Origin of the sequence: Streptosporangium sp. CA-115845 (genome assembly GCF_050943795.1) — a bacterium.
Classification (GTDB): domain Bacteria; phylum Actinomycetota; class Actinomycetes; order Streptosporangiales; family Streptosporangiaceae; genus Streptosporangium.
The window spans coordinates 1,373,961-1,397,467 of the sequence record NZ_CP191988.1 but is presented as its reverse complement, the minus strand read 5'-3'; the positions used below and the strand labels follow the sequence as shown (position 1 = coordinate 1,397,467).

Sequence of the window (23,507 nt, the reverse complement as noted above, 5' to 3'; positions counted from 1 at the left end):
CGTCCGTGGCACCACGACCCCGCCTGACCCTCGGCGCGCGGACCCGGCCCGCAGCGCCCGTCATGCCGTCGGGGCCGAGCGCATCCGCCACGAGGGCAGCAGCTCGTCGATGAGGGCCTCGGTCTCCGGCGCCATCCCACCGCCGTAGGGGTGGGAGGCGGCCCGCCGGTGCAGGGCGTCGGCCACGGCACGCAGGCGGACGGGGTCGTCGGTGAGATGCGTGGCCCGCAGCAGGTCGCGCCAGAGCCCCTCGTCGTCGGCGGCCAGCAGCAGCCCGGCCCGCACCGCCGCCACCGCCTGGTCGGTCTCACCGCGGGCCAGCCGTACCTCGCAGAGCCGGTGCGCGGCGTCCGCGACGCCCGCGGTCACGTTGTACTCCAGGTCGTCGGCTGCCAGCCAGGTGTAGCGGCCACGCGGGCGGCCGTTCAGCAGCGGCCCCCGTACCAGGCTCAGTGCCCGATCGAGGAGCTCGGGACGCCCGCCGGGGTTGGCGTGCGACTGCCGGACGAGGTCGCGGAAGAGCATCCAGTCGGTGCGCACCTCGGGGCCGAGCCGCAGGCGCCCCGAGGTGTCGGCGTAGAGGTTGGGCCGCCCCTGGCTGTCGGTGCCCAGCCACGCGACGACCCTGGCGATCGTGGCGTCCCTGACGACCGCCTGCACGCCACGTGGCCACAGGATGCCGCCGAGCACGACGGGGTGGACGCCGCCGGGGTGCGTCGCCAGGTAGACGGCGAGCTCGACCGCGATCACGGCTCGCCCCTCCTCCATCGGCGAGGGACCGACGACCTCGGCGGGGCCGAGGATCCGCACCTCGACCGAGGGTGTCCGGGTGACCGGTTCCGGCTCGTCGGCGAGCGGCTCCCCCTCCAGCCGGTCGGTCGCCAGGAACAGATCGATCAGTGCCCGGTACTGCCGCCGTGGCAGCAACTGCGCGGCCACGTCGAATCCGAGCGCGTCCACCCTGGCGCGGCCCTCCTCGGTGATCGTCCAGTTCCAGGTGGCGTGCGGCACGTCGCCCGCGATGACGTACCCTGCGGCGGTCCTGACGCCCTTCCTGGCGAGCAGCGCCAGCCGGCGGCCCTCCTCCTCGGTGGGGGCGATCGCGGACAGCAGGTAGTGCGGGGCGCAGACCGGGTCGGCGGCGCGTCCGTGGATCCTGCCGGTGAGCACCTCGCCTCGGTTACCGCCGTCTTTGCCCGATGCCTCCAGCTCGGGCAGGATCTCCGCCAGGCTGCCCACGTACCTGATCCGGTCGGAGGCGATCACGGTCAGCTCCTCGCCGAAGCCGACCAGCGTGACGCGCATCCGGTCCGACCAGCGGTTGGTCGCCAGCTCCACGGCGAGCGCCGCCAGCGCGGCGGTGGCCTGCGCGCCCCCGATGCTGATCGGACCGTGGGCGGCCTCCAGGTCGACGAGCACCCGGCCCTCACCGCTGGAACCGAGCGAGACCAGACCCGGGTACGGCGCGGGCGCGTCGGCGAGTGCCTGCTCGTCGAGCATCCGGCCCTCGTGCGCGGGAAGCCGCCAGACCTGGCCTCCGTCGTGGGCGCTCCAGGGCGCGGGCGCGTCGGGGTCCGGCGGGTGGATCCACAGGTCGAGGGTCTGCGGCGACAGGTGGGCCGCGTAGATCGTGGGCGGGACGCGGTTCTGGGCGGCGAGGGACCTGCCCAGCAGCCGGAGCCCGACGTCGAGCATCCGGCTGCCCGGGGCGTCCGCGCCGAGCCTGAGCGCCAGCTCGGCCTGGGCGGCGTCGTCCCTCGGCCGGGTGATCCGGCGCCCGAACGCCCGGTGCCAGAGCTGCCGCCTGCGCCTGCGGCCGAGCGCCATCAGCAGCCCGGCCGCGGCCAGCGAGGCCCCGGCCAGGTAGTCGAGCATCTCCAGCCCGGTGTGCTGTCCGTTCTGCGCGGGCCCCGCCACCACCGCTCCCGGGTCCACCGCGCCGGGATCCTGCCGCCCGGGCGCGGTGGTGGCGGGCGCGGTGGTGGCGGGCGCGGTGGTGGCGGGCGCGGTGGTGGCGGGCGCGGTGGTGGCGGGCGCGGTGGTGGCCGCCGTGTCCGGACCGCGCTCGGCGGTCGCCGTGGGGACGGGCACCTGGCGCGGGTCGTGCGAGGCGCCGCGCTCGGCGGCGGTGTCGGGACGGTGCCCGACCGCCTCGTGGCGCCCGTCCTGTCCCCGGCCGGTCTCCCGCGCCTGGTCCGCGCCCTCGCCGGGAGTGGAGATCTCGGGTACGGGCTCCGCCGGGAGGTCCGCACCGCCCGGGGTGAAGGTCTGGGTACGGCCGTCCAGCTCGGCGGGCTTGCCGGGGTGGTCCTTGAGGGTGTCGTCGCGTGGCTGGGACGCCGGGACGATGTGCACGTTGCGCGCGTCGTCCGGCATGTCCAGCACCCAGCCGGGCCTGATCAGGTCGGCCATCCGCAGGCGGCTGCCGTCCGGCTGCTCCCTGTGCTGGTTGAGCCGGTAGATCTCCGGATACCGCCGCCCGTCACCGAGGCACTTCTCCGCGATCTCCCACAGGCTCTCGTGGTGGCGGCCGTGCGGCGGCTGCACCACGTAGACCTTCTTGGCCTTCTGCACCGGCGCCAACTCCACCCGCTCGGCGCCGGCCGGGGCCGACGCCGCCGACAGCCCGGTCGAGACGATGGCGGAGGTCGCGGGCGGCAGGCTGGTCAGCTTCGCGATCGGCAGGGCCACCGCCGAGACGGTGAACAGCAGCATGGCCGCCGAGACCAGCCGGTTGGCGAACATCTGGGTGCCCCCGGAGAACGGCACCCGGGCCGGCATCCCGACCCGGCGCACTCCGGCGTAGATCTCGACCAGCACGCAGACCACCATCTGCAGCCAGGCGAGCCAGACCAGCAGCACGAGGATCGCGACGATCGTGCTCGTGCCCACCTGGCTGGTCAGCAGGTCGAGGTCGCGCAGCTCGGGCGGGAGCGGCGGCCCGGCCAGCCGGAACAGGGCGTAGGGGACCCCCGCGATGAGCGCGACCAGGACGGCCAGCGCGCCGAGGCCCGCCAGCAGGTCTCCCGGTGTGCGCCTGTCCTTGATACGCACGGGCTGTCGCGTGGGCATTCGTCTCCCTCCTCGTCCAGATTCGTCGTCGGTCAACCGGTGGGCCAGCGATTCACGGCAATTGGTCTGCCCCGATGTCCGGCCCCGCCGCGGCCAGGGCCTCCATGTCCGAGCCGGGGAAACCGAACGCGGCCAGGAAGAACGCCTTCCAGGTGACGGAGACGTTCACGGTGACCTCGGCCTGGGCGCCGCCGAGCGCGCACCGGGTGAGCCGGACGTCACCGGCGCCGTGCGCGGAGACGATCTCCTCGGCCTTCGCGCAGACCTCTCCCTCTCCCAGCAGCCGGGCCTGGCCGGTGGCGCGCAGGTGCTCGACGTCGATCTGGTCCGCGGCGGCCCTGGCGGCCTGCTCGGCGATGTCGGCGGCCCGCAGCCTGGCGTTGATGGCGGCCCCGCCGTCCACGAGCAGCCCGGCCAGCAGGAACACCACCACCGAGAAGATCACCGTGAAGATCGACATCGACCCCCGCTCGCCGTGCCGCCCTCTCTCCGCGTCCGCACCCGCCGGCCCCCCGGACATCCGGCACCGCGAGGGTGGGTTCACCGGATTCATTCGACCCTCCGGAACTGTTCCAGCGGGACCACCGAGTCGCCCTTCATCTTCTTGGCGGCGCCGAAGCCGAGGAACTCCAGATCCAGGGAGCAGGTCACCTGGGCGTGGACCCGGCCGCCCTCCTTCCAGTCCGTACCGGCCAGGCTGACCTCGGGCTCGCACTCGCCCGACAGCGCGGCGCGGGCCACCTCGGCCGCGGCGTCCTCGGCGTCGGCCAGCGTGCGCTCGACGGAGGCGGCCCTGGCAGCGTCCCTGGCGGCGCCGTTGACCTCGCCCTGGGCCTCCACCACCCTTCCCGCGCCGACCAGGAACAGCAGGAAGAGCAGGAAGACCGGGGCCAGCAGCACCGTCTCGGCGCTGAGCGACCCTCGATCGTCCCCGGCCGCGGGAATCAACCGGCTCACTGACACCCTTCGCTTCCGTCGTCGGGCCGGAAACACTCGATGGGACCGCCGAAGCGCGCGGTGACCGTGAACGTGGTGGAGGGCAGCAGCGGGACGACCTGGACCGCCGAGGCGGTCACCTCGACACCCCGCTGGTCGCCCTCCGCCCAGGCGGTGACCGTGGCGCCCTCCAGGAGCTTCGGGCCGACGGTCCGGATCACCTCCTGGGCGCGGGACTCGGCGTCCTGCTGCCAGGACTCGGTGTCGACCCGGGCCAGCCGCGCCCCCTCCCTGGCCGCGGCGTCGGCGATCTGGCGCCCGTGGAACCAGAGGGCGGACTGCACGATGAGCAGGATGACGACCAGCACCACCGGCATGATGATCGCCAACTCGATCACGGTGGCACCGCGTTCACCGCCCCGGTCTCGTCGGCGCGCGTCCGAACGCGCACCGGGTCCCATGGCGCCGCGTCCACCGCCCCGGCCTGGCCTGGTTTTCCGGTTCCCCGGGCGGCCCCGCTCACGATCACGGGTCTCCAAGGTCGCCGCCCCCGCCCCCGCCGCCCCCGCCGCCGAACTGACTGGAGATCTCCGCCTGCTTCCCCTCGACGAGGGTCTTGATGAGCGTGGCGAGGCCGAGCGCCACTCCGGCGATGATGGCCGTGATGATGACCCATTCGACGGCGGAGGCCCCCCGGGTGGGGGCGTTGCGCGCCCTGGCGATCCGGACGCTCAGAACGGCGGTCGCGTAAGTGATCCACGGATGGCTCAGCATGGTCAGGACCCCAACATCTTCATAGCGGCCGGAAAACTTAGAAAGATCACGAAACCCGCGCAGAGCAGGAGCTGGGCGACGAGCATCGACTGGGAACGCTCGCCCGCCTGCCCCTCGATCTCGGCCAGCTCGCGGCGGCGCATGGTCGCGGCACGGGCGGTGAGGGACGAGCGGACCTTGGCGCCGTCGTCGGCGACCAGGCCGAGCGCCGCGGACAGGTCGCGCAACTCGTCGACGTTGATCTCGTCACCGAGCTGACCGAGGGCCTGCCAGGGGGTGATGCCGACGATCCTGGCGTTGCCGAGCGCCTCGCGGATACGGGACATCGCCCAGTTGGCGCCTTCCTCGTCGGGACCGGGACTGCCCACCGAGACCGCCATCATCAGCGCCTCGGGCACCCCGCGCCCGCCCGCCAGGTTCATCGCGACGAGGTCCAGGAAGGAGCCGACGACGTGCCGGAAGTCGCGGCGCATCCGCGCGGCGTCCCGCTTGACCTGCAGGTCCGGCAGGACGAAGAAGACCCCGGCGACCACGAGTGCCGCCCAGAGCGGGACGGTGAGGGAGACGCCCCAGTCCATCAGCACCAGCCAGCCGACCAGCAGCGGGAAGGCCAGCAGCCCGGAGACCGCCAGCAGCACCTTGGTGGCCAGGAAGCCCTCGAACGACCTGCCGAGCAGCGCCAGGTCGGCCCTGGCGGAGCGCGCCTCCCAGCCTCTGGCCGCGTAGAAGCGGGCCATCCGCTCCCCCAGGCCGCGCCGGAGGACGCTGACCTCCTCGTCGGGCAGGATGAGCCGGGCGCGAGGCGCGTCGGTGCCCTCGCGGGCCGCGTCGAGCGCCAGCAGCCGCGTCACCAGCCCTGGGCGGGCCGGGAACAGTGCCCGGAACAGCAGGAACAGGCCCATCCCGAGCACGGAGCCCGCCAGCAGCGCCTCAGTCATCGGACACCTCACCCCCGGAGGGCAGGCCCAGCAGGCGGGCGGGCTTGTCGAAGCGGGCCAGGCGGCGCATCCAGGCGAACCCCGCGCCGAACAGCCCGGCGACCACCACGAGCACGGCCTGGCCGAGCGCGTTGTCGTACTCCTCGACGTAGGAGGGGTTGAACACCACGAGCATGACGGCGAAGGCGATGGCCGTGCCGACCACGATCTGCACGCTCCGCCGGGTGGAGCGGCGCTCGGCCTCGACCCGGCGGCGCATGTCGAGCTCCTCGCGGGCGGAGACGGCCAGCGCGCCGAGCACGTCACGCAGGCCGGGGCCGCGCAGCTTGGAGTTGAGGATGAGGGCGGCCACGACCAGGTCGGCGGAGGGGTCGTCGAGCTCGTCGGCGAAGCGCCGCAGCGCGTCGGGCAGCGCCATCCTGGTGTGCAGGCGGTCGACCATCGACCGCAGGTGCGGGCGGAGCGTGGGGGCCGCCGCCCGGATCGAGGACGGGATCGCCTGCTCCAGCCCGGCCGCCCCGGCGATGGTGTCGCGGAGCGACTCGGTCCAGGCGGCCAGGGCCTCCAGCCTGCGCATCGCGGTCCGCTCCTCGGCGGCTCCGCCGGACAGGCCCCGCCAGGCCAGGGCGAGGAGCACGGCTCCGGCCGCCATGACCGGCCACCCGGTCACCACGAGCACGACCACCCCGACGATGACCCCCACCGCGGTACGGGTGGACAGGGCACGGACGAACTCGCGCCTGCCCGCCTTCCTGCCGGGGGACGACGGGCGGGGGCGCACCCCGTACAGCGCGACGACGAGCAGGAACAGCCCCGCGCCGATCGCGATGCCGGCCAGCAGCACCAGCGGGTCGAACAGGCCCGGAGGCAGGGAGGTCATGTCCAGCCTCCCGGGTCGTAGCCGAAGTGGGCGAGCTCCTCCAGGCACGACAGCGGCGCGTGCGGCAGGACCCGGCCGTCGGGCGTCATGGCGAACACCTCCGAGGAGAGCACCCTGCCGTCCACTCCGGCCACCTCGCGCACGCTCGACACGAAGCGCCGCAGCCTGCCTCCCACCGCGTAGTCGTTGCGCTTCTCGATGAACACCACGAAGTCGATCGCGCCCGCGATGAGCATGTGGGTGGCCTCGATCGGCAGGCGCTCCGTGGCCTGGAGCGCGTAGGTCGCGATGCGGTTGAAGACCTCCATCGAGGAGTTGGCGTGAATCGTCGACAGCGAGCCGTCGTTGCCCTGGGTCATCGCGTTGAGCATGGTGACGATCTCGTCGCCGAGGACCTCTCCGACGATCACCCTGGACGGGTTCATACGCAGGGAGCGGCGGACCAGTTCCGCCATGGTGATCTCGCCCTGGCCCTCGGAATTGGGCAGCCTCTGCTCGAAGGCGACCACGTTGGGATGGAGTTCTGGAAATTGGTCGAGGCCGAGTTCGAGGGCGCGCTCGACGGTGATGAGCCGCTCGGAGGGCGGAATCTCATTGGCCAGGGCGCGCAGCAGTGTCGTTTTCCCGGCGTTGGTCGAACCGGAAATCATGATGTTCTTCCTGGCCGCCACCGCCGCCGCCAGAAAACGCCCCAACTCCGGGGTCAGGCTGCCGTTTCCCACCAGATCGCTGAGAAAGACCTTGCCCAGCCGGGAGCGGCGGATGGAGATGGACGGGCGGACCGTCACGTCCATCACGGCCGAGAGCCGGGAGCCGTCGGGAAGGCGCAGGTCGAGCTGGGGGTTGGCGGTGTCGAACGGCCTGCTGGACAGGCCGCTGTAGGCGGCGAGGATCTGGATCAGCTCGACCAGTTCCTCGTCGGACTCGGCCACCGGCTCACGCATGATCTCCTGGCCGTCGGCATAGCCGACGAACACCCGGTCGCAGCCGTTGATGTCGATGTTCTCGACCTCGGGGTCGTCCAGCAGGGGTTGGAGGCGGCCGACGCCGAACAGGGCCGCGTGGATCCCCGCGGCCAGCGCCTCCTCCTCCTCGGCGGTGGGCGGGGTCCTGCCGACGCCGATCTCACCGCGGGCGAACTCCTCCAGGATCTGGGCGATCAGCGCGCGGGCGAACTGGCGCTCGTCCTCACCGGTCATCGGCTGCAGGCCGCTGGCCTGGTCCAGGCGGCGCTGGTGGGCCAGCCTGTCTCCGACGTCCTGCCGGAAGCGCTTCACCAGCGTGTGGTCGATGGTCACGGTCTGGCTCCGCTCGACGGCTCGACGGGCACGCCCATGACCGGCTCGGGAGCGCTGACCTGTGCGGCGAGGCGGCCGCCCAGCTCCCGGGCGGTGCGGATCAGCAGAGAGCGGTCCAGGCGACCGCCCCACTGGCCGCGCAGCAGCTCCGCGCCCTTGGGGTCGTGCGCGAGCCCGCTCACGAAGGCGAGGTTCCTGCCGGTGCCCGCGACGATCCGGCGGACCTCCTCGATCGTGGTGCGGTACTGCCGGGGGTCGGCGATCACGACCACGCCCACCTGCGGCTCGCGAGGCATGATCTGCAGGCGTTCCCGCAGGTGGGCGACGTGGTCCAGGCTCGCCCTGGTGAACAGCACCACCAGCGAGGCCTCCGCGGTCAGCTCGGCCAGCTGGGGGTGGCCGCCGAGGCGTCCGCAGTCGGCCAGCACGTCGGCGCCGGGCATCGTGGCCAGTGCCCGGCCGAGCGGACCCCAGAGCCAGGTCAGCCCGGCCGCCTGTTCGCCGTGGGTCAGCCCCGCCAGTATGTCCAGACCACCGATGATCTTCTGGGTGTGCTCGTGGATCTGTTCCGGGTGCAGGCCGCGCCGGGCCGTGGCCCCCAGGGTGAGCAGGCCCCTGGCCGGGTTGAGCACGCCGCCGTCGGCCGCGGGCAGGCGGTAGGCGAGATCTCCGCCCGCCGGGTCGCACTCGGCGAGCAGCACCGGGCGCGGCCAGATCGCGCCGAGCGCGGTGGCCGCCGTGGTCACTCCGGGCGCTCCCTTGTCCGCGGCCAGCACGATGAGCGCCACGTCAGCGTGCTCCCGGCAGCTCGGCGAGCGCGATCTCACCGGTGGAGGCGTACGCGACGACCTCCGGTGAGATGGAACTGTCCACGATGATGGTGACCAGGCCGTTCGCACCGCTCCTGCCGGGCGTGCCGATCTGGTGGACCAGGGCGCTCTGCGCCAGCACCCGCCGCTCCTGGCCGGCGCCGCCGCCCCTGCTCGGCACGTAGACGACCTGGACCCGGTCTCCGCGCTCCAGGGTGCCCGGTGACTGGCCGGGTTTGAGGGCGAGACCGACCTGGGCCTTGCCGGGACCCAGCTCCCTGCTTGCGGAGACCACCATCTCGCGGGTCAGGAGCGTTCCGGGGATGAGGGTGACGCGGGCGAAGTTCTCCGCGACGCGGGCGCGCTGGGACCAGGACACGTAGCCGATGCCGGTGTCGGCGATCTGGACCTCCTTGAGCATCGCCTCGGTGAACTGCTGGCCGGCGCCGATCTGCTGGGAGACGGCGATCGCCGAGACGCGGTCGCCGCTGCGCAGGACGAGCAGGGTGGTGGCGAGGGCGCCGCCCAGGATGAGGAGGACGGCGAGGGCGGCGAGGGCTGGTTTGCGCTCGCGTGGGGGCACGGGAAGCTTGCGCGACGCCGGCCCGGACAGGGTGCCCGCCGACGACTGGCGCTCGGCGTTCACCGGGACACGGCCCGTTGGCTTCTCACTGGTCCTCATGGGTAGGGGGACTCCCAGAGTGATCATAAATATGGGGACTACTGGTCGAATTTACGCCATTATGCGCACCATGCCGACGGGCTGCCGGACAAAAACCAGAACCCATGCTCGTTTGATAGGAACACGTCTGTCAACGCCGCTTCAGAAGAACGTGGCGGTTTCGCTAGATGACGGGACACTTATCTGGGTGATAAGGACGGTAATTAACTCTTGCACCAATCGTCCCAGCATTTACCTCCATCATTACGGCGCCCCGTTCCCCTCCTTCATTCACGGGGTGTGCGCCCTCCTTAACCCTGAACCTGTTCAAAATGTGGCACCCTGGAGAGATGGCCACATCATCCGGGCGCGACGCCCCGGGCGGGGGACGTGTCAGGCTTCTTTTCCGCTCGGCGGCCGGGCGAATGCGCCGCCGCGGGGTCGAACGCCTCACCGCCACCCCCGCGACGGAGCGAATGACGGAGCGAATGATCGAGGGACTGCACCGCGCCGCCGTCCGGCTGGCCGAGGTGACCTCCGAGGTCAGCGCGTACGCCGGGCTGCTCGAGGAGAGGACGGACGAGCTTCGGGCCCGGATCGTGGCTCGCCGTTCCACCGGTTCTCCGAACAGGTTTTCCACAGCTCCGTACCGCGGGCAGCCCGGCGCCCAGGAGGCGATAAATCACCAAATATCCCCATAAAGCGGTATAAACGGCCGCCGCCTACGGAGAGTTATCCACAGGCTGGGATGTTTTCCACATACCGGGTCGCGAGCCATGAGATTGCCGCGAACACCCTCTCGGACCCCGTTTCCACTCTGTACGGTGGATCCGGGGCCTGACCCGAGGAGAGCGTCGATGCGGATCATGCTCACCGTGCTCAGCGAGCACGCCGACCGCGATGTCGTGGTCGAGGGCGACGAGACGACCACGGTGGCACGGCTCGCGGAGTCACTCGCGGGCCAGGGCGGCGAGCGTCCGAGCAACGTGGTGCGGCTGACGCGCAGCAAGGCCCCGTACGGGCTGGGCCGCGACTCGGCCGGGGCCGAACCCCCGGCGCTCTGGCTGGACGGCCGCCCTCTCGACCCCGCCGCCCCCGCGCTCGGCCTGCTCCGCGACGGCGACCTGGTCACCCTCGACCGCTCGCTCGCCATGGCCACCCTCGCCGAGGAGCCCGGCGGGATCGTGGAGATCCGGGTGGTCGGCGGGCCCGCCGCCGGGTCGGTGCACCGCCTCAGCCTGGGCGTGCACGCCATCGGCTCCGACCCCGCCTGCTCGGTGGCCGTGTCCGACCCCCGGCTGCCCGCGCTGGCCGCCGTGGTGCGGCTCACCCCGGACGCCGTCACCGTGGAGCCGGGGGACCCTGGGAACAGGGCCGGGGCCCTGCTCGACCGCGAGCGGCTGGAAGGTCCGCTGCCCTGGCCCGAGCACGCCCTGCTGAGCTGTGGCGGCAGCGTGCTGACCCTCAAGGCGGTGGAGCCGCCCGACGCGCACCTGGACGCGCAGCCGGACGGCGGCCTGGCCTACAACCGGCCGCCCAGGTTCCGCCCGCCGGGCGGCGCGCGGCGTTTCGAGGTCCCGGCCGAACCCAAACGGGCCGAGACCATGCGGCTGCAGCTGCTCACCGCGTTCCTGCCCGCCGCGCTGGGAGTGGGCATGGCCATCGCCCTCAATTCGCCGTACTTCCTGCTGTTCGCGTTCATGACACCACTGATCATGATCGGCCAGTGGTGGAGCGACCGGCGGCACGGCCGCAAGCAGCACCGCCAGCAGGTCAAGGAGTACAAGCAGCGGCTGAAGGTCTTCGAGGCGGCCGTGGAGCGCGCCCGTGCCGACGACGAGACCGCCCGCCGCGCCGCCGCGCCCGACCCCGCCGAGGTGCTGCTCACCGTGACGGGCCCTCGTCGGCGGCTCTGGGAGCGGCGCGACCACGACCCCGACGCGCTGCGGCTCCGGGTCGGCCTCGCCGACCTCCCCGCCGACCTGGAGTTCACCCCCGAGCGCTCCGCGCCGGCCGACGCCCCGATGCCCGCCCCGCCCACCTGCCAGGCGGTGCCGGTGGCACTTGCCATGCGCCGCCTGGGCGTCGCCGGCCTGACCGGGCCCAGGGAGGCGACGGCCGGGTTGGCGCGCTGGCTGGTCGGCCAGGCCGCCGCCCTGCACAGCCCGCGCGACCTGGCGATCGTCGTGCTCTCCGCGCACGGTGACGGCGAGGAGCGCTGGAGCTGGGTACGGTGGCTGCCGCACTGCGCCCCGCGCGGCGGCGAGGACTGCGTGGCCCTGGTCGGCGCCGACCCCGAGGCCGCGGCCCGCAGGGTGAGCGAGCTGGCCGCGCTGATCGACGAGCGCCTCGGCGACGACGCCGCCGCGGGGCCTGCGGCCAGGCTCGGCCGCGTACCGGCCGGCTGGGGCGATCTAGGGGGTGGCGGGTCCGAGCAGCCGTACGCCGCCCCCGTCTACGACGAGCGCCCCTACGACGTGCTGGTGGTACTCGACGGCGCGCAGGTGCTGCGCGCGCTGCCGGGCATGCCCCAGGTGCTGCGCCAGGGACCCCGCGCGGGCGTCTACACCCTGGCGGTGGACGGCGACCAGCGGCTGCTGCCCGAGGAGTGCGCCACCGTCGCCGCCATGCAGGCCGACGGCACCGTGCGGCTGCGAGGCGGCGGTCTGGACGACCTCGGCGAGATCCTGGCCGACCAGGTGACGGCCGCCTGGTGCGACCGGCTGGCCCGCTCGCTGGCGCCGATCCGCGACGTCAGCCGCGACGACGCCGGCCTCGCCCTGCCGGGCTCCGCGCGGCTGCTCGACCTGCTGGAGCTGCCCTCCGTCTCCGGTGCGGCCCTGGCCGAGCGCTGGGGCCGGGCGACCGAGGCCGTGGTGGGGGTGGGCTCCGAGGGACCTTTCTCGGTCGACCTGCGCAGGGACGGACCGCACGCGCTCATCGCGGGCACCACCGGCGCGGGCAAGTCGGAGCTGCTGCAGACCCTGATCTGCTCGCTGGCGGTGGCCAACAGGCCGGACGAGATGACGTTCGTGCTGATCGACTACAAGGGCGGCGCCGCGTTCAAGGAGTGCGTGCGGCTGCCGCACACGGTGGGCATGGTCAGCGACCTCGACGGCCACCTGACCCAGCGGGCCCTGGCCTCACTGGCCGCCGAGATCCGTCGCCGTGAGCGCCTGCTGCTGGCCGTGGGAGCCAAGGACATCGAGGACTACCACGAGCTGCGCGACGCCCGCACCGCCCGCGCCTCCCGCGACCTGCTCGTCGCCGGGGGCGGCGCGCCGGTCAGGCCGCTGCGCGGGCGCGCCGAGCCTCCGGCCCCGCTGCCCCGGCTGGTGCTGGTCATCGACGAGTTCGCGGCCATGGTCAGCGAGCTGCCCGACTTCATGACCGGACTGGTCGACATCGCCAGGCGGGGACGCTCGCTCGGCATCCACCTCATCCTCGCCACCCAGCGCCCCGGTGGGGTGGTGACCGCCGACATCCAGGCCAACACGTCCCTGCGGATCGCGCTGCGGGTCACCGAGGCCACCGAGTCCACCGACGTCATCGACCGCCCGGACGCCGCGTACATCCCCAAGTCCGCTCCCGGCCGGTGCTACGTGAAGTCGGGCGCGGGCGCGGCGACGGCGGTGCAGACCGCACGGATCGGCGGACGGAGCCCCGGTGTCTCGGGCGGCGAGGCCAGGGTGCGGGTGACGGAGGTCGGCTGGCAGGCTCTGGGACGCCCCAGACCGGCGCGCGCGGGGGTCGAGGGAGGCCACGTCACCGACCTGTCCGTACTCGCCGACGCCCTCGTCGAGGCGGCCCGCGTCGCCGGGGTCGCGGAGCAGCCGAGCCCCTGGCTCGAACCGCTCCCCGAGCTCATGGTCGTCCCCGGTCTCGCCACACCGTCCGGCGGTCCGCCCTACCGGGCGGGGGTCGAGGAGGTGCCGCCGCTGGCCTTCGGGGTCACCGACATGCCCTGGGCGCAGGACCGGCGGGCACTGGCGCTCGACCTCGCGGGAGGGGGGCACCTGCTCGTCGCGGGCGCCTCGCGGAGCGGGCGGTCCACGGCGCTGCGCACGCTCGCGGGGGCGATCGCCGGCCGGACCTCCCCCGACGACGTGCACGTGCACGCGATCGACTGCGGCTCGGGGGCGCTGCTGCCCCTGATGGCGATGCCGCACTGCGGCGCCGTGGTGACACGCGACCAGCTCGACCGGGTGGAGCGGCTGCTGGCCCGGCTCCGCGCGGAGGTGGGGCGGCGCCAGCAACTCCTCGCCGAGGCCGGGTACGCCTCGCTGGCCGAGCTGCGCGCCGGCACGGACGGCCCCCGGCTGCCGTGGCTGGTCCTGATGCTCGACCGGTGGGAGGGATTCGTCGCCGCGTTCGAGGGCTACGACTACGGGCGGCTGATCGATTCGCTGATGCAGCTGCTGCGGGAGGGACCCGCGGTCGGGCTGCGGGCCGTGGTGACCGGTGACAGGTCCGTGCTGCTCGGGCAGATCTCCACGGTCTTCGACGACCGGCTGATCCTACGGCTGGCCGACCCGTCCGACTACGGCCTGGCCGGGCTGCCGGTCAAGGACCTGCCCACGACCCTGGCGCCGGGCCGCGCGCTGGCCGTCGGCGAGTACGGCACGACCGAGAGCCAGATCGCGCTGCTCTGCGACGACCCCTCGGGACCGGCGCAGGTCGCCGCGCTCCAGGCGCTGGCCCGGTCGGCACCGGAGATCACCGCCGACCCGCCGATGCGGGTGGACGCGCTGCCGATGCGCGTCACCGCGGCGCAGGTCCTGGATCTGGTGCCCTCCTTCCGGCCGCCGTCGCCGTTGTGGGCGCTGTTCGGCGCCGGGGGCGACTCGCTGGCCCCGCTCGGCGTCGACCTGCTCGCCCACGGCCCCGGCGCGGTCGTCGCGGGGCCGCCCAGGTCCGGCAGGTCCACGGCACTGCTGACCGCCACCCACTCGCTGCTCTCCCAGGGCACCCCCACGGTCCTGGTGACTCCCCGGCGCAGCCCGCTGTGCACGCTGGTGGACACCCCGGGCGTGCTGGCCGTGCTGGACGCGAACGGTGACCTGCACGAGGCCGTCGCGGGGCAGGACCGCTACGTCGTGATCGTCGACGACGCCGAGCTGATCTCCCCGGACTCCCCCCTGGGCACCGCGCTCGAACAGGTGTTCCGGAGCGGCAGGGACGGCGAGCACGGCATGATCATCGGTGGTACCACGGGCGACCTGACCACCGCCTACCGAGGTTTCGCGGCCGAGACCCGCAAGGGGCGCACCGGCCTGCTGCTCTCGGTGCAGAGCCCCGCCGACGGCGATCTGTTCACGGTCCGGCTGCCCCGCGGCGCGGTCGGCGGCCCCCCGGGGCGCGGCCTGCTGGTGACCCTGGGCTCGGTGACCCCCATCCAGGCGGCCATCACCTGAAAATGCCCCGGTCTTTCAAGAACCGGGGCATTTCGGCGGGCCGTTTCCTATCGCGTGGCGGACTCGATATTGCCGCGATAGGTGTTGATCACCCGAGAAGCCTCGCCGAGCTCCTCGGACATGCGCTGGAAAGCGGCGCGGTAGTTCTGCCAGGCCTCGCTGAAACGCTGGGCACCGGGCCCCGTCCAGGCGGTCCCGACCTTCGCCGCCTCCCTGTCCAGGGCGGCCACGGTGGCTCTGACCTGGTCGGCCTGCTGGGTGAACTGGGTGGCCATCTGCTGCATTTCCGCGGGGTTGCCGCCGAGCAAGTTCTGGCTCATGCCAGTCTCCTTCGGATCGGTGTCGGGGGTTGGTCACCAAACGAAATCACGATAGGCGTACGGATCACAGGGGTATCCGGGATATACCGAGCGGCTATGGACGTTCCCTTCTCCCCTGAGAGGCTAACGTTCTTCATTGTCTTGATTTTTAGTGATTCAAGGAGATATGGGCAGTGCGTGAGATTGTGGTGACGGGCGGAGGCACCGGGATCGGCTACGCCATCGCGACGGCGTTCGCCGCGCAGGGCGACCGGGTGACCGTCACCGGGCGGCGCGAGCAGGTGCTCAAGGAGGCGGCCGACCGGCTGGGCGTCTCGTACGTGGCGTTCAACGCGGCCAACCCGGTGGCGGTGGGCGAGGCGCTGGAACGACTGCCCGCGCGGGTGGACGTGCTGGTCAACAACGCGGGCGGGAACACCAACCTGGACCGCGTGCCGTCCGGCGACGACCTGATGGACGTGGCGGAGGGCTGGTGGGCCAACCTCAACGCCAACCTGATGTCGGCCGTGCTGGTCACCAGCGCGCTCATCCCGCGCCTCGCCGAGGGCGGCCGGATCATCACGATCGGTTCCATCGCGGCCAGGGGCACCGGCTCCGGGTCCTACGGCGCGGCCAAGGCGGCCGTGGAGGCGTGGACCGCCGACCTGGCCGCCGAGCTGGGGCCACGGGGCGTCACCGCCAACGTGGTCTCCCCCGGTCTGATCGTGGACACCGAGTTCTTCCGGGGCCGTCTCACCTCAGAGGGGGTGCGCCGCAGGGTCGAGGGCACCAGAAACGGCAGGGCCGGGACCCCGGACGACGTCGCCGAGACCGTGAGGTTCGTCGCCTCCGCTGAGGCACGCCACGTGACCGGGCAGGTTCTGCACGTCAACGGCGGCGCGTACCTGGGCAGGTAGGACCCCCTTCTACGTCGCCATCAAGCGCCGCTTACACTCCGTTGGAGGCCCGCCAGCCCCCTGTTCGCACGTCTGAAGGGAACGACGTCGGTGCATAAGGTCTTGATCGCCAACCGTGGTGAGATCGCGGTGCGAATCGCCCGCGCATGCAAGGACGCCGGGTTGGCCAGCGTCGCCGTCTACTCCGACCAGGACCTGGACGCACTCCATGTCCGGGTCGCGGACGAGGCGCACGCCCTTGGTGGCCAGACGCCCGCGGAGACCTACCTCGACATCACCAAGCTGCTGCGGGTCGCCGCGGAGACCGGGGCGGACGCCGTACACCCCGGCTACGGCTTCCTGGCCGAGAACGCCGACTTCGCCCAGGCGGTCATCGACGCCAGCCTGACCTGGATCGGCCCGCCGCCGGCCGCGATCACCGCGCTCGGCGACAAGGTGCAGGCCCGCCACATCGCGCAGAAGGTCGGCGCGCCGCTCGTGGCCGGCACCAAGGATCCGGTCTCCGGGAGCGAGGAGGTCGTCGCCTTCGCCGCCGAGCACGGCCTGCCGATCGCGATCAAGGCCGCCTACGGCGGCGGCGGGCGCGGGCTGAAGGTGGCGCGCACCGCGGAGGAGATCCCCGAGCTGTACGACAGCGCGGTCCGCGAGGCGGTCACCGCGTTCGGCAGGGGCGAGTGCTTCGTCGAGCGCTACCTGGACCGTCCCCGGCACGTGGAGACCCAGTGCCTGGCCGACACCCACGGCAACGTGGTCGTGGTGTCCACCCGTGACTGCTCGCTGCAGCGCCGCCACCAGAAGCTGGTCGAGGAGGCACCCGCCCCCTTCCTGACCTCCGAGCAGCTCGACCTGCTCTACACCAGTTCCAAGGCGATCCTGCGCGAGGCGGGCTACGTCGGGGCCGGCACCTGCGAGTTCCTGGTGGGCCAGGACGGCACGATCTCCTTCCTGGAGGTCAACACCCGGCTGCAGGTCGAGCACCCGGTGACCGAGGAGGTCGCCGGCGTCGACCTGGTACGGGAGATGTTCCGCATCGCCGACGGCGAGGAGCTGGGCTACGGCGACCCGGTGCTGCGCGGCCACTCGATCGAGTTCCGGATCAACGCCGAGGACGCCGGGCGCGGCTTCCTGCCCGCCCCCGGCACGATCACGCGGATGAGCGCCCCCTCCGGTCCCGGGGTGCGCCTGGACGCCGGCTACGAGGCCGGCATGACCGTCCCGCAGTCCTTCGACTCCCTGGTCGCCAAGCTGATCGTGACCGGAGCCAGCAGGGCACAGGCCCTGGAGCGCTCGCGCCGGGCGCTGGCCGAGTTCGAGATCGACGGCATGCCGACCGTGCTGCCCTTCCACCGTGCCGTGGTGGCCGATCCCGCGTTCACCGGCGAGCCGTTCTCGGTGCACACCCGATGGATCGAGACCGAGTTCGACAACACGATCGCGCCGCACGTAGGAGAGCACGGCGAGACCGAGGAGCCGGGCGAGCGGCAGCGGATCACCGTCGAGGTGGCCGGCAAGCGGCTGGAGGTGGTGCTCCCCGCGGGGTTCGCCGCCGGGAACCCCGGCTCGGGCGGCGCGGCGTCGAAGGCACCGCGCCGGGGCGGCGGCGGGGTGGCCAAGAAGGCCGCGAGCGGCGACTCGCTGGTCAGCCCGATGCAGGGCACGATCGTCAAGGTCGTCGCCGCCGACGGCGACACCGTCGCGGCCGGCGACACGATCGTCGTGCTGGAGGCGATGAAGATGGAGCAGCCACTCGCCGCGCACAAGGCCGGCACCATCACCGGACTGGCGGCGCAGGTCGGCCAGACCGTCACCTCGGGCGCCACGATCTGCGAGATCAAGGACGTCTGAGGTCCCGCCCGGCGCGGTGTCCGCCCACGTTCACCGGCTTCGGCATGCCGTCCCGGCTGCCCGGAGATCCGGCGGGGATTCGTGGACATCGCGCTGGGGCCAGGCTCCGGGGACGCCCCGGGAGCCCCGGCCCGCGCTCCCGGCCACACTCGGCGGAGCTTTCGCGTGCGCGGGTCCGCGCGGACCGTGACGCGACGATCACACACCGGATGCCCTGGTAGACGCCTGACCAGGTTCGGAAAAGGATACGGTCGGGATGTAGGAACTCTGACGTCCACTCATTCGTCTTCAGGACGAAGGAGGCTTTCTGCCGTGACCACGATTAGAACCGCGCCAGGCCGTTCCGGTGCCATGCTCATGGCACTGTTCGCCGGGCTGCTGGCCGTTTTCATGCTCGCCCCGGCGGCCCACGCCGCGGCGCCGGACCCCAGTGCGATCGCCTCGGAGCTGAAGGACGGGGACCGCTTCTACGCCGACCCCGCGGCGGGCCTGCCCGCCAACGCCGTCGACGCCATGCGCGGCGCGGCCGAAAAGACTTCCTCCGTCTACGTGGCGTTGCTCCCCGAGAACTCGATCACCAGCCAGTCCCAGGCGAGGACCCTGCTGAGCTCGCTCCTGAAGAGCGTCGGCCCCAAGTCGACGGTCCTGGTGATGAGCGGCAGGACCCCGTTCGGCGTCACGAACATCAAGGGCGTCGACATCGACGAGCTGCTCGGGCGGGCCAAGACCAACAGCCCGACCGACAGCGTGACCAACTTCGTCAAGCTGGCGGACGACGCGGCGACGGGCGCCGGCGTCCCCGCCAAGTCCTCCGACTCCTCCAGTTCCTCCAGCGGCTCCAGCAGCGGTGTGCTGGTCGGCATCCTGGTGCTGGCCCTGGCCGGTGGCGCGGGCATCTTCTTCTACTCCCGCAAGAAGAAGAAGGAGCGCGAGATCCGTGAGGCCGCCGAGCTGGCCGCGGTCAAGCAGACCGTGGACGAGGACGTCACCAAGTTCGGCGAGGAGATCACCGACCTCGACACCGACGTCAAGCTGCTCGGCGACGGCGCCGACCACCTGCAGGACTGGCAGCGCGCCCTGGACTCCTACGAACGGGCCAAGGTGGAGCTCGCGGCGGTCAAGCGCCCCGACGAGCTTCGCGGCGTGACCACCGCGCTGGAGGAGGGCCGCTACGCGCTCGCCTGCGTGAAGGCCCGCGTCAACCACCAGCCGCTGCCCGAGCGGCGCTCCCCGTGCTTCTTCAACCCGCAGCACGGGCCCTCCGTCCGCGACGTGCGCTGGGCCCCGCCCGGCGGCGCGCTGCGCGACGTGCCCGCCTGCGCGGCCGACGCCGAGGCCGTCGAGCGCGGCTTCGAGCCCCAGACCCGCGAGGTCATGGTCAACGGCCAGCGCCGCCCGTACTACGACGCGGGACCGGCCTACCAGCCGTACGCCTACGGCTACTACGGCGGCTTCGGCGACGTCATGACCGGCATGCTCGTCGGCACGATGATGGGCAGCATGCTGAGCGGCGGATTCGGCGGCGGCTACGGCGGCTACGGCGCCGGCTACGAGCAGGGGGTCGCCGACAGCGGCACCGACTTCGGCGGCGGCGGAGACTTCGGCGGCGGCGGCTGGGGTGACTTCGGCGGCGGAGGCGACTTCGGCGGCGGAGACTTCGGCGGGGGCGACTGGTAGCCCCACCCACGGTAGTACGCCGAGCAGCACGCCGATGGGCGCGCTTCCCCTGCTGGGGGAGCGCGCCCATCGGCGTTACCGGGGCCCGTCGCCGGACTCTCCGCGCGGGCTCCGGGTGACGCCATCCCGCCGTACGGAGGCTCTCAGGTGCTGTCGCGCACGGTGAGCCGTGGCTGGAGCAGGGTGTCCTCGGGGACGACGTGGCCCTCAAGCTTCTCCATGAGCAGCCGGACCGCCTGGCGGCCCACCTCCTCGGCCGGGATCAGCACCGAGGTCAGCGGCGGGCTGGAGCGTTCCGCGATGTCGTCGGGGCAGATCGCCACCACGGCGACGTCGTCGGGCACCCGCCTGCCGTGCTGGCGCAGCGCGCCCAGCACGTGGTTGACCGCGGCCTCGTTGTGCACGACCAGCCCGGACAGGCCCGGCCTGGTGTCCAGCAGCTCGGCGATCACGGCGGACACCTGGTCGAAGTTCTCCTCGCACGACAGGGCCACCCCCTCCAGGCCGGTGTCGGCCACGGCCGCGGCGAAGCCCTCCCGGGTGCGGCGGGCGAAACCGGTGCCCCGGTCGTAGACGACCGAGGGGGCGCCGAGCAGCGCGACCTCGGCGTGCCCGCGCTCGGCCAGGTGCTCCACGCAGAGCGCACCCGCCCTCGCGAAGTCGAGGTCGACGCAGGTCAGCCCGGCCGAGTCGGCGGGGAAGCCGATCAGCACGCTGGGCTCGGAGAGATCCTTGAGCAGCGGCACCCGGCTGTCGTGAAGCTCCACGTCCATCAGGACCAGCCCGTCGACCAGCGCGCTCGCCGCCGCCCTGCGCAGCCCGTCCGCCCCCTCGTCGGCGGTCAGCAGCAGCACGTCGTGGTCGTACTGCCGCGCGGCCGTGACCACCGAGGTGGCGAACTGCATCAGCACCGGGACGTGCATCCCCACCCGCAGCGGCAGCACCAGCGCGATGACGTTGGCCCGCTTGCTGGCCAGCGCCCTCGCCCCGGCGTTGGGGTGGTATCCCAGGACCCGCACGCTGTCGAGCACCCTGCGCCGGGTGTCGGCCGAGATCGCGCGCTTCCCGCTGAGCACGTACGACACGGTGCTGACCGCCACCCCCGCGTGCCTGGCGACCTCGCTGATGGTCACCGCCCGCTCACTCATGAGGTCTCGTCGAAGCTCAGGGCGGCCACGGTGATCCCCATGTTCTCGAACACCAGATAAAGATCGTGGACTCCCCCCTGCTCCGCAAGTCCGGCGCGCACCTCGGTGAGGTCATGGCGGCCGGCGCGGGGGACGGGGAGGTCGCCGACCACGGGGCCGTAGAGGGGGTCGTCCAGGCGCAGGGTGATCACGCCGCCCTCGGTGCTGGTGGCGCTGACCGAGCAGGAGGCGGCCCCCTTTCCCAGGTCGACCGAGCGGAACACGATCCACGCCCCCTCGGCGGTGGACCGCACGGCGTCGCCGGAGACCCTGTCCGCGTCCACGAACGCCACCGAGTCGTACTCGTCGTGGTCCACCGCGGCGATCGGGCCCGCGAAGGCGTCGCGCGGCGGGATGCGCTCGCCGTCGACGTGGAAGGAGGCACAGAGCCGGATGTCGCGCGCGGAGCCACCGATCATGATCTTGTGGGACGCCTCCTCGACGACGAACCGGCCCCTGGTGACGTCCCAGAAGGCCAGCTCCCGGATGTCGAGGTCCCAGTCGACCCGGGTGCTCTCGCCGGGGGCGAGCCGCACCTTGACGAAGCCTCGCAGCCGGCGCAGCGCCTGCTTGACCCGGGAGCTCCGCTGGCGGGTGTAGATCTGGACGACCTCCACTCCGGCTCGGCCACCGGTGTTGGTGACGGTGGCCGAGGCGGTGAGCCGGCCGCCCCGCACCGAGACGGCCAGGTCGGTGTAGTCGAAGGTGGTGTAGCTGAGGCCGTGGCCGAAGGGGTAGAGCGGGGTGCCCCGGAAGTACTGGTAGGTCGCGTCGGCGGCGATGATGTCGTAGTCGAGCAGGTCGGGAAGCTCGCATGCGGAGCCGTACCAGGTCTGGGTGAGCCGCCCCTCGGGGTCGGCGTCGCCGAACAGCACCTCGGCCAGCGCGTGCCCGTACTCCTGCCCGCCGTGCGAGGACCACAGCACCGCGGGCGGGTCGTCGCCGTCCCAGGTCACCGGGTAGCCGCTGCTGATCACCATGACGGTCCTCGGGTTGACCGCGCGTACCGCCTCGACCACCGCCTGCTGCGCGGCGGGCAGCGCCAGGTCCAGGCGGTCCTCGGTCTCCCTGCCGTTGACCAGCGGGTGGTCCCCGACGACCACCACGGCCACGTCCGCGGTCGCGGCGAGCGCCGCGGCGGCCTCGGCGCCGCTGACCACCCGCTCCACGGTGAGCCAGGCGGCGGCGTCGGCGTCGTCGACCAGGCGGAGGACCTCGCCGTCCAGCGCGACGTAGCGGCCCGTGGAGATGTGCCGGAGCGCCAGCGTGCCGCGCGGGCGCTCCTCGGTACGGAAGGTCTGGCGCACCTCCCAGCCGTTGGGCCCCGGCTGGTCGTTGACCAGCACACCGTCGTCGTCGACCGACAGGTGGCGCCCGGTCGCCACGGCCCGCAGCGCGTAGCAGCCGCCGCCCCAGTCGAACAGGTCGAAGTGGCCGGGTTCGGCACCGATGCCGAGCGGCCCGCCGTCGAGGTCGGCGACGATGTGGCCACCGTCCACCGAGAGCGTGATCCGGTCCACCGCCTCGCAGAAGACGGTCTCGCACCGCTCGGCGAGCCCGGCGCGGGCGGTGACCGCGTAGGGGAGCGTCCCGGAGTACCAGTCCTCCATGAGGGTGTCACCGAGCTGGCCGATGACCGCGATCCTGCGCACCGAGGTCAGCGGCAGGATTCCGTCGTTGCGCAGCAGCACGATCGAGCGCCGGGCGGCCTCGCGGGCCAGTTCCTGGTGCTCGGGGCAGTTGACCACCGCCTCGGTGATGTCGTCGTACGGGGTGGTGGGGTCGAACTCGCCCAGCCGGAAGCGGATGGAGAGCGCGTGCCGTACCGCGAGGTCGACGTCGGCCTCGGTGAGCAGGCCGCGCTCCAGCGCGGCGTGGATGTGCCCGAGGGTGGCCTCGGTGCGGTCGTCGTCCTGGGTGAAGCTGTCCAGCCCCGCCTTGATCGCGTGCGCGTAGGCCTCGGGCAGGTCGTCGTAGTAGGCCTGCAGACCGGTGAGGTTGGCGGGCGCGTAGGCGTCGCTGACCACCAGGAGGTCGTCGGGCGCCCAGGCCCGCAGCACCTCGCCGATCAGCGGGCTGAGGTGGGCCGGACGGCCGTTGACCAGGTTGTAGGAGGGCATCACGGCGACCGCGGCGCCGCTGGCCAGCGCGGACCGGTAGGCCGGGAGCTCGTACTCGCGCAGCACCCGGGGCGGCAGGTCGCTGGAGGTGACGCAGCGGCCGGTCTCGTTGTTGTACCCGAGGAAGTGCTTGAGGGTGGGGGCGGTCTTCAGCACCGTGGGATCGCTCCCACGAAGGCCGGAGGCATACGCCGTCGCCATCACACCGGTCAGCCACGGGTCCTCGGAGTAGCCCTCCTCGTTGCGGCCCCAGCGGGGGTCGCGCAGCGGGTTGACCACCGGCGCCCAGACGTTGAGCCCGGCCCCCGCCGGATCCTTGTGGTGGAAGGCCAGCACCTCGTCGCCGGTGGCCTCGCCGACCCGCCGTACCAGGTCGGGATCCCAGGTGCTGGCCAGCCCGATCGCCTGGGGGAACACCGTCGCGGGACCGAGCCAGGCCAGGCCGTGCAGCGCCTCGGTGCCGGTGCGGAAGGGGCCGAGCCCGAGCCGCTCCACCGGCTGCTGGTACTGGTGCAGCAGCCCGACCTTCTCCTCCAGCGTGAGCCTGCCCCGCAGGTCCGCGATCCGCTGCGCGAGGGGAAGTTCCGGGTCACGGAACGGTTCGTTCATCGGGGACCATCCCTTTGAGAGCGTCGAAGCGCTTCGATTTTCTGTCCTGGAAAAACGCCTCTGTCGAAGCG

Annotated in this window: 17 protein-coding genes; 4 read left to right on the top strand and 13 right to left on the bottom strand. The window is 72.7% G+C overall.

Annotation, left to right across the window (positions count from 1 at the left end; all coding sequences use genetic code 11):
- Nucleotides 1-60 precede the first annotated feature (60 nt).
- The 10 genes from ACQP0P_RS08755 to ACQP0P_RS08710 form a co-directional block, all read right to left on the bottom strand.
- Nucleotides 61-3,072, bottom strand: coding sequence for a hypothetical protein (locus ACQP0P_RS08755; RefSeq protein WP_433373328.1), 3,012 nt, complete (start codon nucleotides 3,070-3,072; stop codon nucleotides 61-63).
- A gap of 52 nt (nucleotides 3,073-3,124) precedes the next feature.
- Complete coding sequence (locus tag ACQP0P_RS08750) at nucleotides 3,125-3,616, bottom strand: flp pilus-assembly TadE/G-like family protein (RefSeq protein WP_433373326.1); 492 nt, start codon at nucleotides 3,614-3,616, stop codon at nucleotides 3,125-3,127.
- Between the two features lie 5 nt (nucleotides 3,617-3,621).
- Entirely contained in the window at nucleotides 3,622-4,029 is a 408-nt protein-coding gene (locus ACQP0P_RS08745; protein WP_433373323.1) for a TadE/TadG family type IV pilus assembly protein, read from the bottom strand.
- Nucleotides 4,026-4,406 (bottom strand): TadE/TadG family type IV pilus assembly protein, encoded by a 381-nt coding sequence (locus ACQP0P_RS08740; RefSeq protein ID WP_386324248.1) that lies wholly within the window; start codon nucleotides 4,404-4,406, stop codon nucleotides 4,026-4,028. The genes ACQP0P_RS08745 and ACQP0P_RS08740 overlap by 4 nt, the downstream gene beginning before the upstream one ends.
- Before the next feature lie 127 nt (nucleotides 4,407-4,533).
- Nucleotides 4,534-4,782 carry a hypothetical protein gene (locus ACQP0P_RS08735; protein WP_433373320.1) on the bottom strand — a complete coding sequence of 83 codons (249 nt, stop codon included), beginning with the start codon at nucleotides 4,780-4,782 and terminating at the stop codon, nucleotides 4,534-4,536.
- 2 nt (nucleotides 4,783-4,784) lie between these two features.
- The gene (locus ACQP0P_RS08730) at nucleotides 4,785-5,720 is read right to left on the bottom strand and encodes a type II secretion system F family protein (protein WP_343973893.1); all 936 of its coding nucleotides are present in this window, start codon (nucleotides 5,718-5,720) and stop codon (nucleotides 4,785-4,787) included.
- Nucleotides 5,713-6,600, bottom strand: a complete 888-nt coding sequence (locus ACQP0P_RS08725) for a type II secretion system F family protein (protein ID WP_433373317.1) — start codon at nucleotides 6,598-6,600, stop codon at nucleotides 5,713-5,715. The genes ACQP0P_RS08730 and ACQP0P_RS08725 overlap by 8 nt, the downstream gene beginning before the upstream one ends.
- A complete protein-coding gene (locus ACQP0P_RS08720; RefSeq protein ID WP_433373314.1) occupies nucleotides 6,597-7,898 on the bottom strand; it encodes a CpaF family protein in 1,302 nt (433 codons plus the stop codon). Before ACQP0P_RS08720 ends, ACQP0P_RS08725 begins: the two co-directional genes overlap by 4 nt.
- Nucleotides 7,895-8,686, bottom strand: coding sequence for a hypothetical protein (locus ACQP0P_RS08715; RefSeq protein WP_433373311.1), 792 nt, complete (start codon nucleotides 8,684-8,686; stop codon nucleotides 7,895-7,897). The genes ACQP0P_RS08720 and ACQP0P_RS08715 overlap by 4 nt, the downstream gene beginning before the upstream one ends.
- Before the next feature lies 1 nt (nucleotide 8,687).
- Nucleotides 8,688-9,389: a hypothetical protein gene (locus ACQP0P_RS08710; RefSeq protein WP_433373308.1), complete on the bottom strand. Its 702-nt coding sequence runs from the start codon at nucleotides 9,387-9,389 to the stop codon at nucleotides 8,688-8,690.
- A gap of 836 nt (nucleotides 9,390-10,225) precedes the next feature.
- On the opposite strand from ACQP0P_RS08710, the gene ACQP0P_RS08705 reads away from it, so the two are divergent.
- A complete protein-coding gene (locus ACQP0P_RS08705; RefSeq protein WP_433373305.1) occupies nucleotides 10,226-14,782 on the top strand; it encodes an FtsK/SpoIIIE domain-containing protein in 4,557 nt (1,518 codons plus the stop codon).
- A gap of 47 nt (nucleotides 14,783-14,829) precedes the next feature.
- Here the strand turns inward: ACQP0P_RS08705 and ACQP0P_RS08700 are convergent, their stop codons facing one another.
- Nucleotides 14,830-15,102 (bottom strand): WXG100 family type VII secretion target, encoded by a 273-nt coding sequence (locus ACQP0P_RS08700; protein ID WP_030907662.1) that lies wholly within the window; start codon nucleotides 15,100-15,102, stop codon nucleotides 14,830-14,832.
- 173 nt (nucleotides 15,103-15,275) lie between these two features.
- Here ACQP0P_RS08700 and ACQP0P_RS08695 point away from each other — a divergent pair, with 173 nt between their 5' ends.
- The 3 genes from ACQP0P_RS08695 to ACQP0P_RS08685 all read left to right on the top strand — a co-directional run bounded on the left by ACQP0P_RS08695 (nucleotide 15,276) and on the right by ACQP0P_RS08685 (nucleotide 19,520).
- A complete protein-coding gene (locus tag ACQP0P_RS08695; RefSeq protein ID WP_350911817.1) occupies nucleotides 15,276-15,998 on the top strand; it encodes an SDR family NAD(P)-dependent oxidoreductase in 723 nt (240 codons plus the stop codon).
- Between the two features lie 90 nt (nucleotides 15,999-16,088).
- Nucleotides 16,089-17,843 carry an acetyl/propionyl/methylcrotonyl-CoA carboxylase subunit alpha gene (locus ACQP0P_RS08690; protein WP_433373301.1) on the top strand — a complete coding sequence of 585 codons (1,755 nt, stop codon included), beginning with the start codon at nucleotides 16,089-16,091 and terminating at the stop codon, nucleotides 17,841-17,843.
- Nucleotides 17,844-18,155: 312 nt separating this feature from the next.
- On the top strand, nucleotides 18,156-19,520 hold the full coding sequence (locus tag ACQP0P_RS08685) for a hypothetical protein (RefSeq protein ID WP_433373298.1): 1,365 nt from the start codon (nucleotides 18,156-18,158) through the stop codon (nucleotides 19,518-19,520).
- Between the two features lie 143 nt (nucleotides 19,521-19,663).
- Here the strand turns inward: ACQP0P_RS08685 and ACQP0P_RS08680 are convergent, their stop codons facing one another.
- Both ACQP0P_RS08680 and ACQP0P_RS08675 read right to left on the bottom strand, forming a co-directional pair.
- Nucleotides 19,664-20,668 carry a LacI family DNA-binding transcriptional regulator gene (locus ACQP0P_RS08680; protein ID WP_433373295.1) on the bottom strand — a complete coding sequence of 335 codons (1,005 nt, stop codon included), beginning with the start codon at nucleotides 20,666-20,668 and terminating at the stop codon, nucleotides 19,664-19,666.
- The gene (locus ACQP0P_RS08675) at nucleotides 20,665-23,436 is read right to left on the bottom strand and encodes a glycoside hydrolase family 3 C-terminal domain-containing protein (RefSeq protein WP_433373292.1); all 2,772 of its coding nucleotides are present in this window, start codon (nucleotides 23,434-23,436) and stop codon (nucleotides 20,665-20,667) included. Before ACQP0P_RS08675 ends, ACQP0P_RS08680 begins: the two co-directional genes overlap by 4 nt.
- Nucleotides 23,437-23,507: the final 71 nt, after the last annotated feature.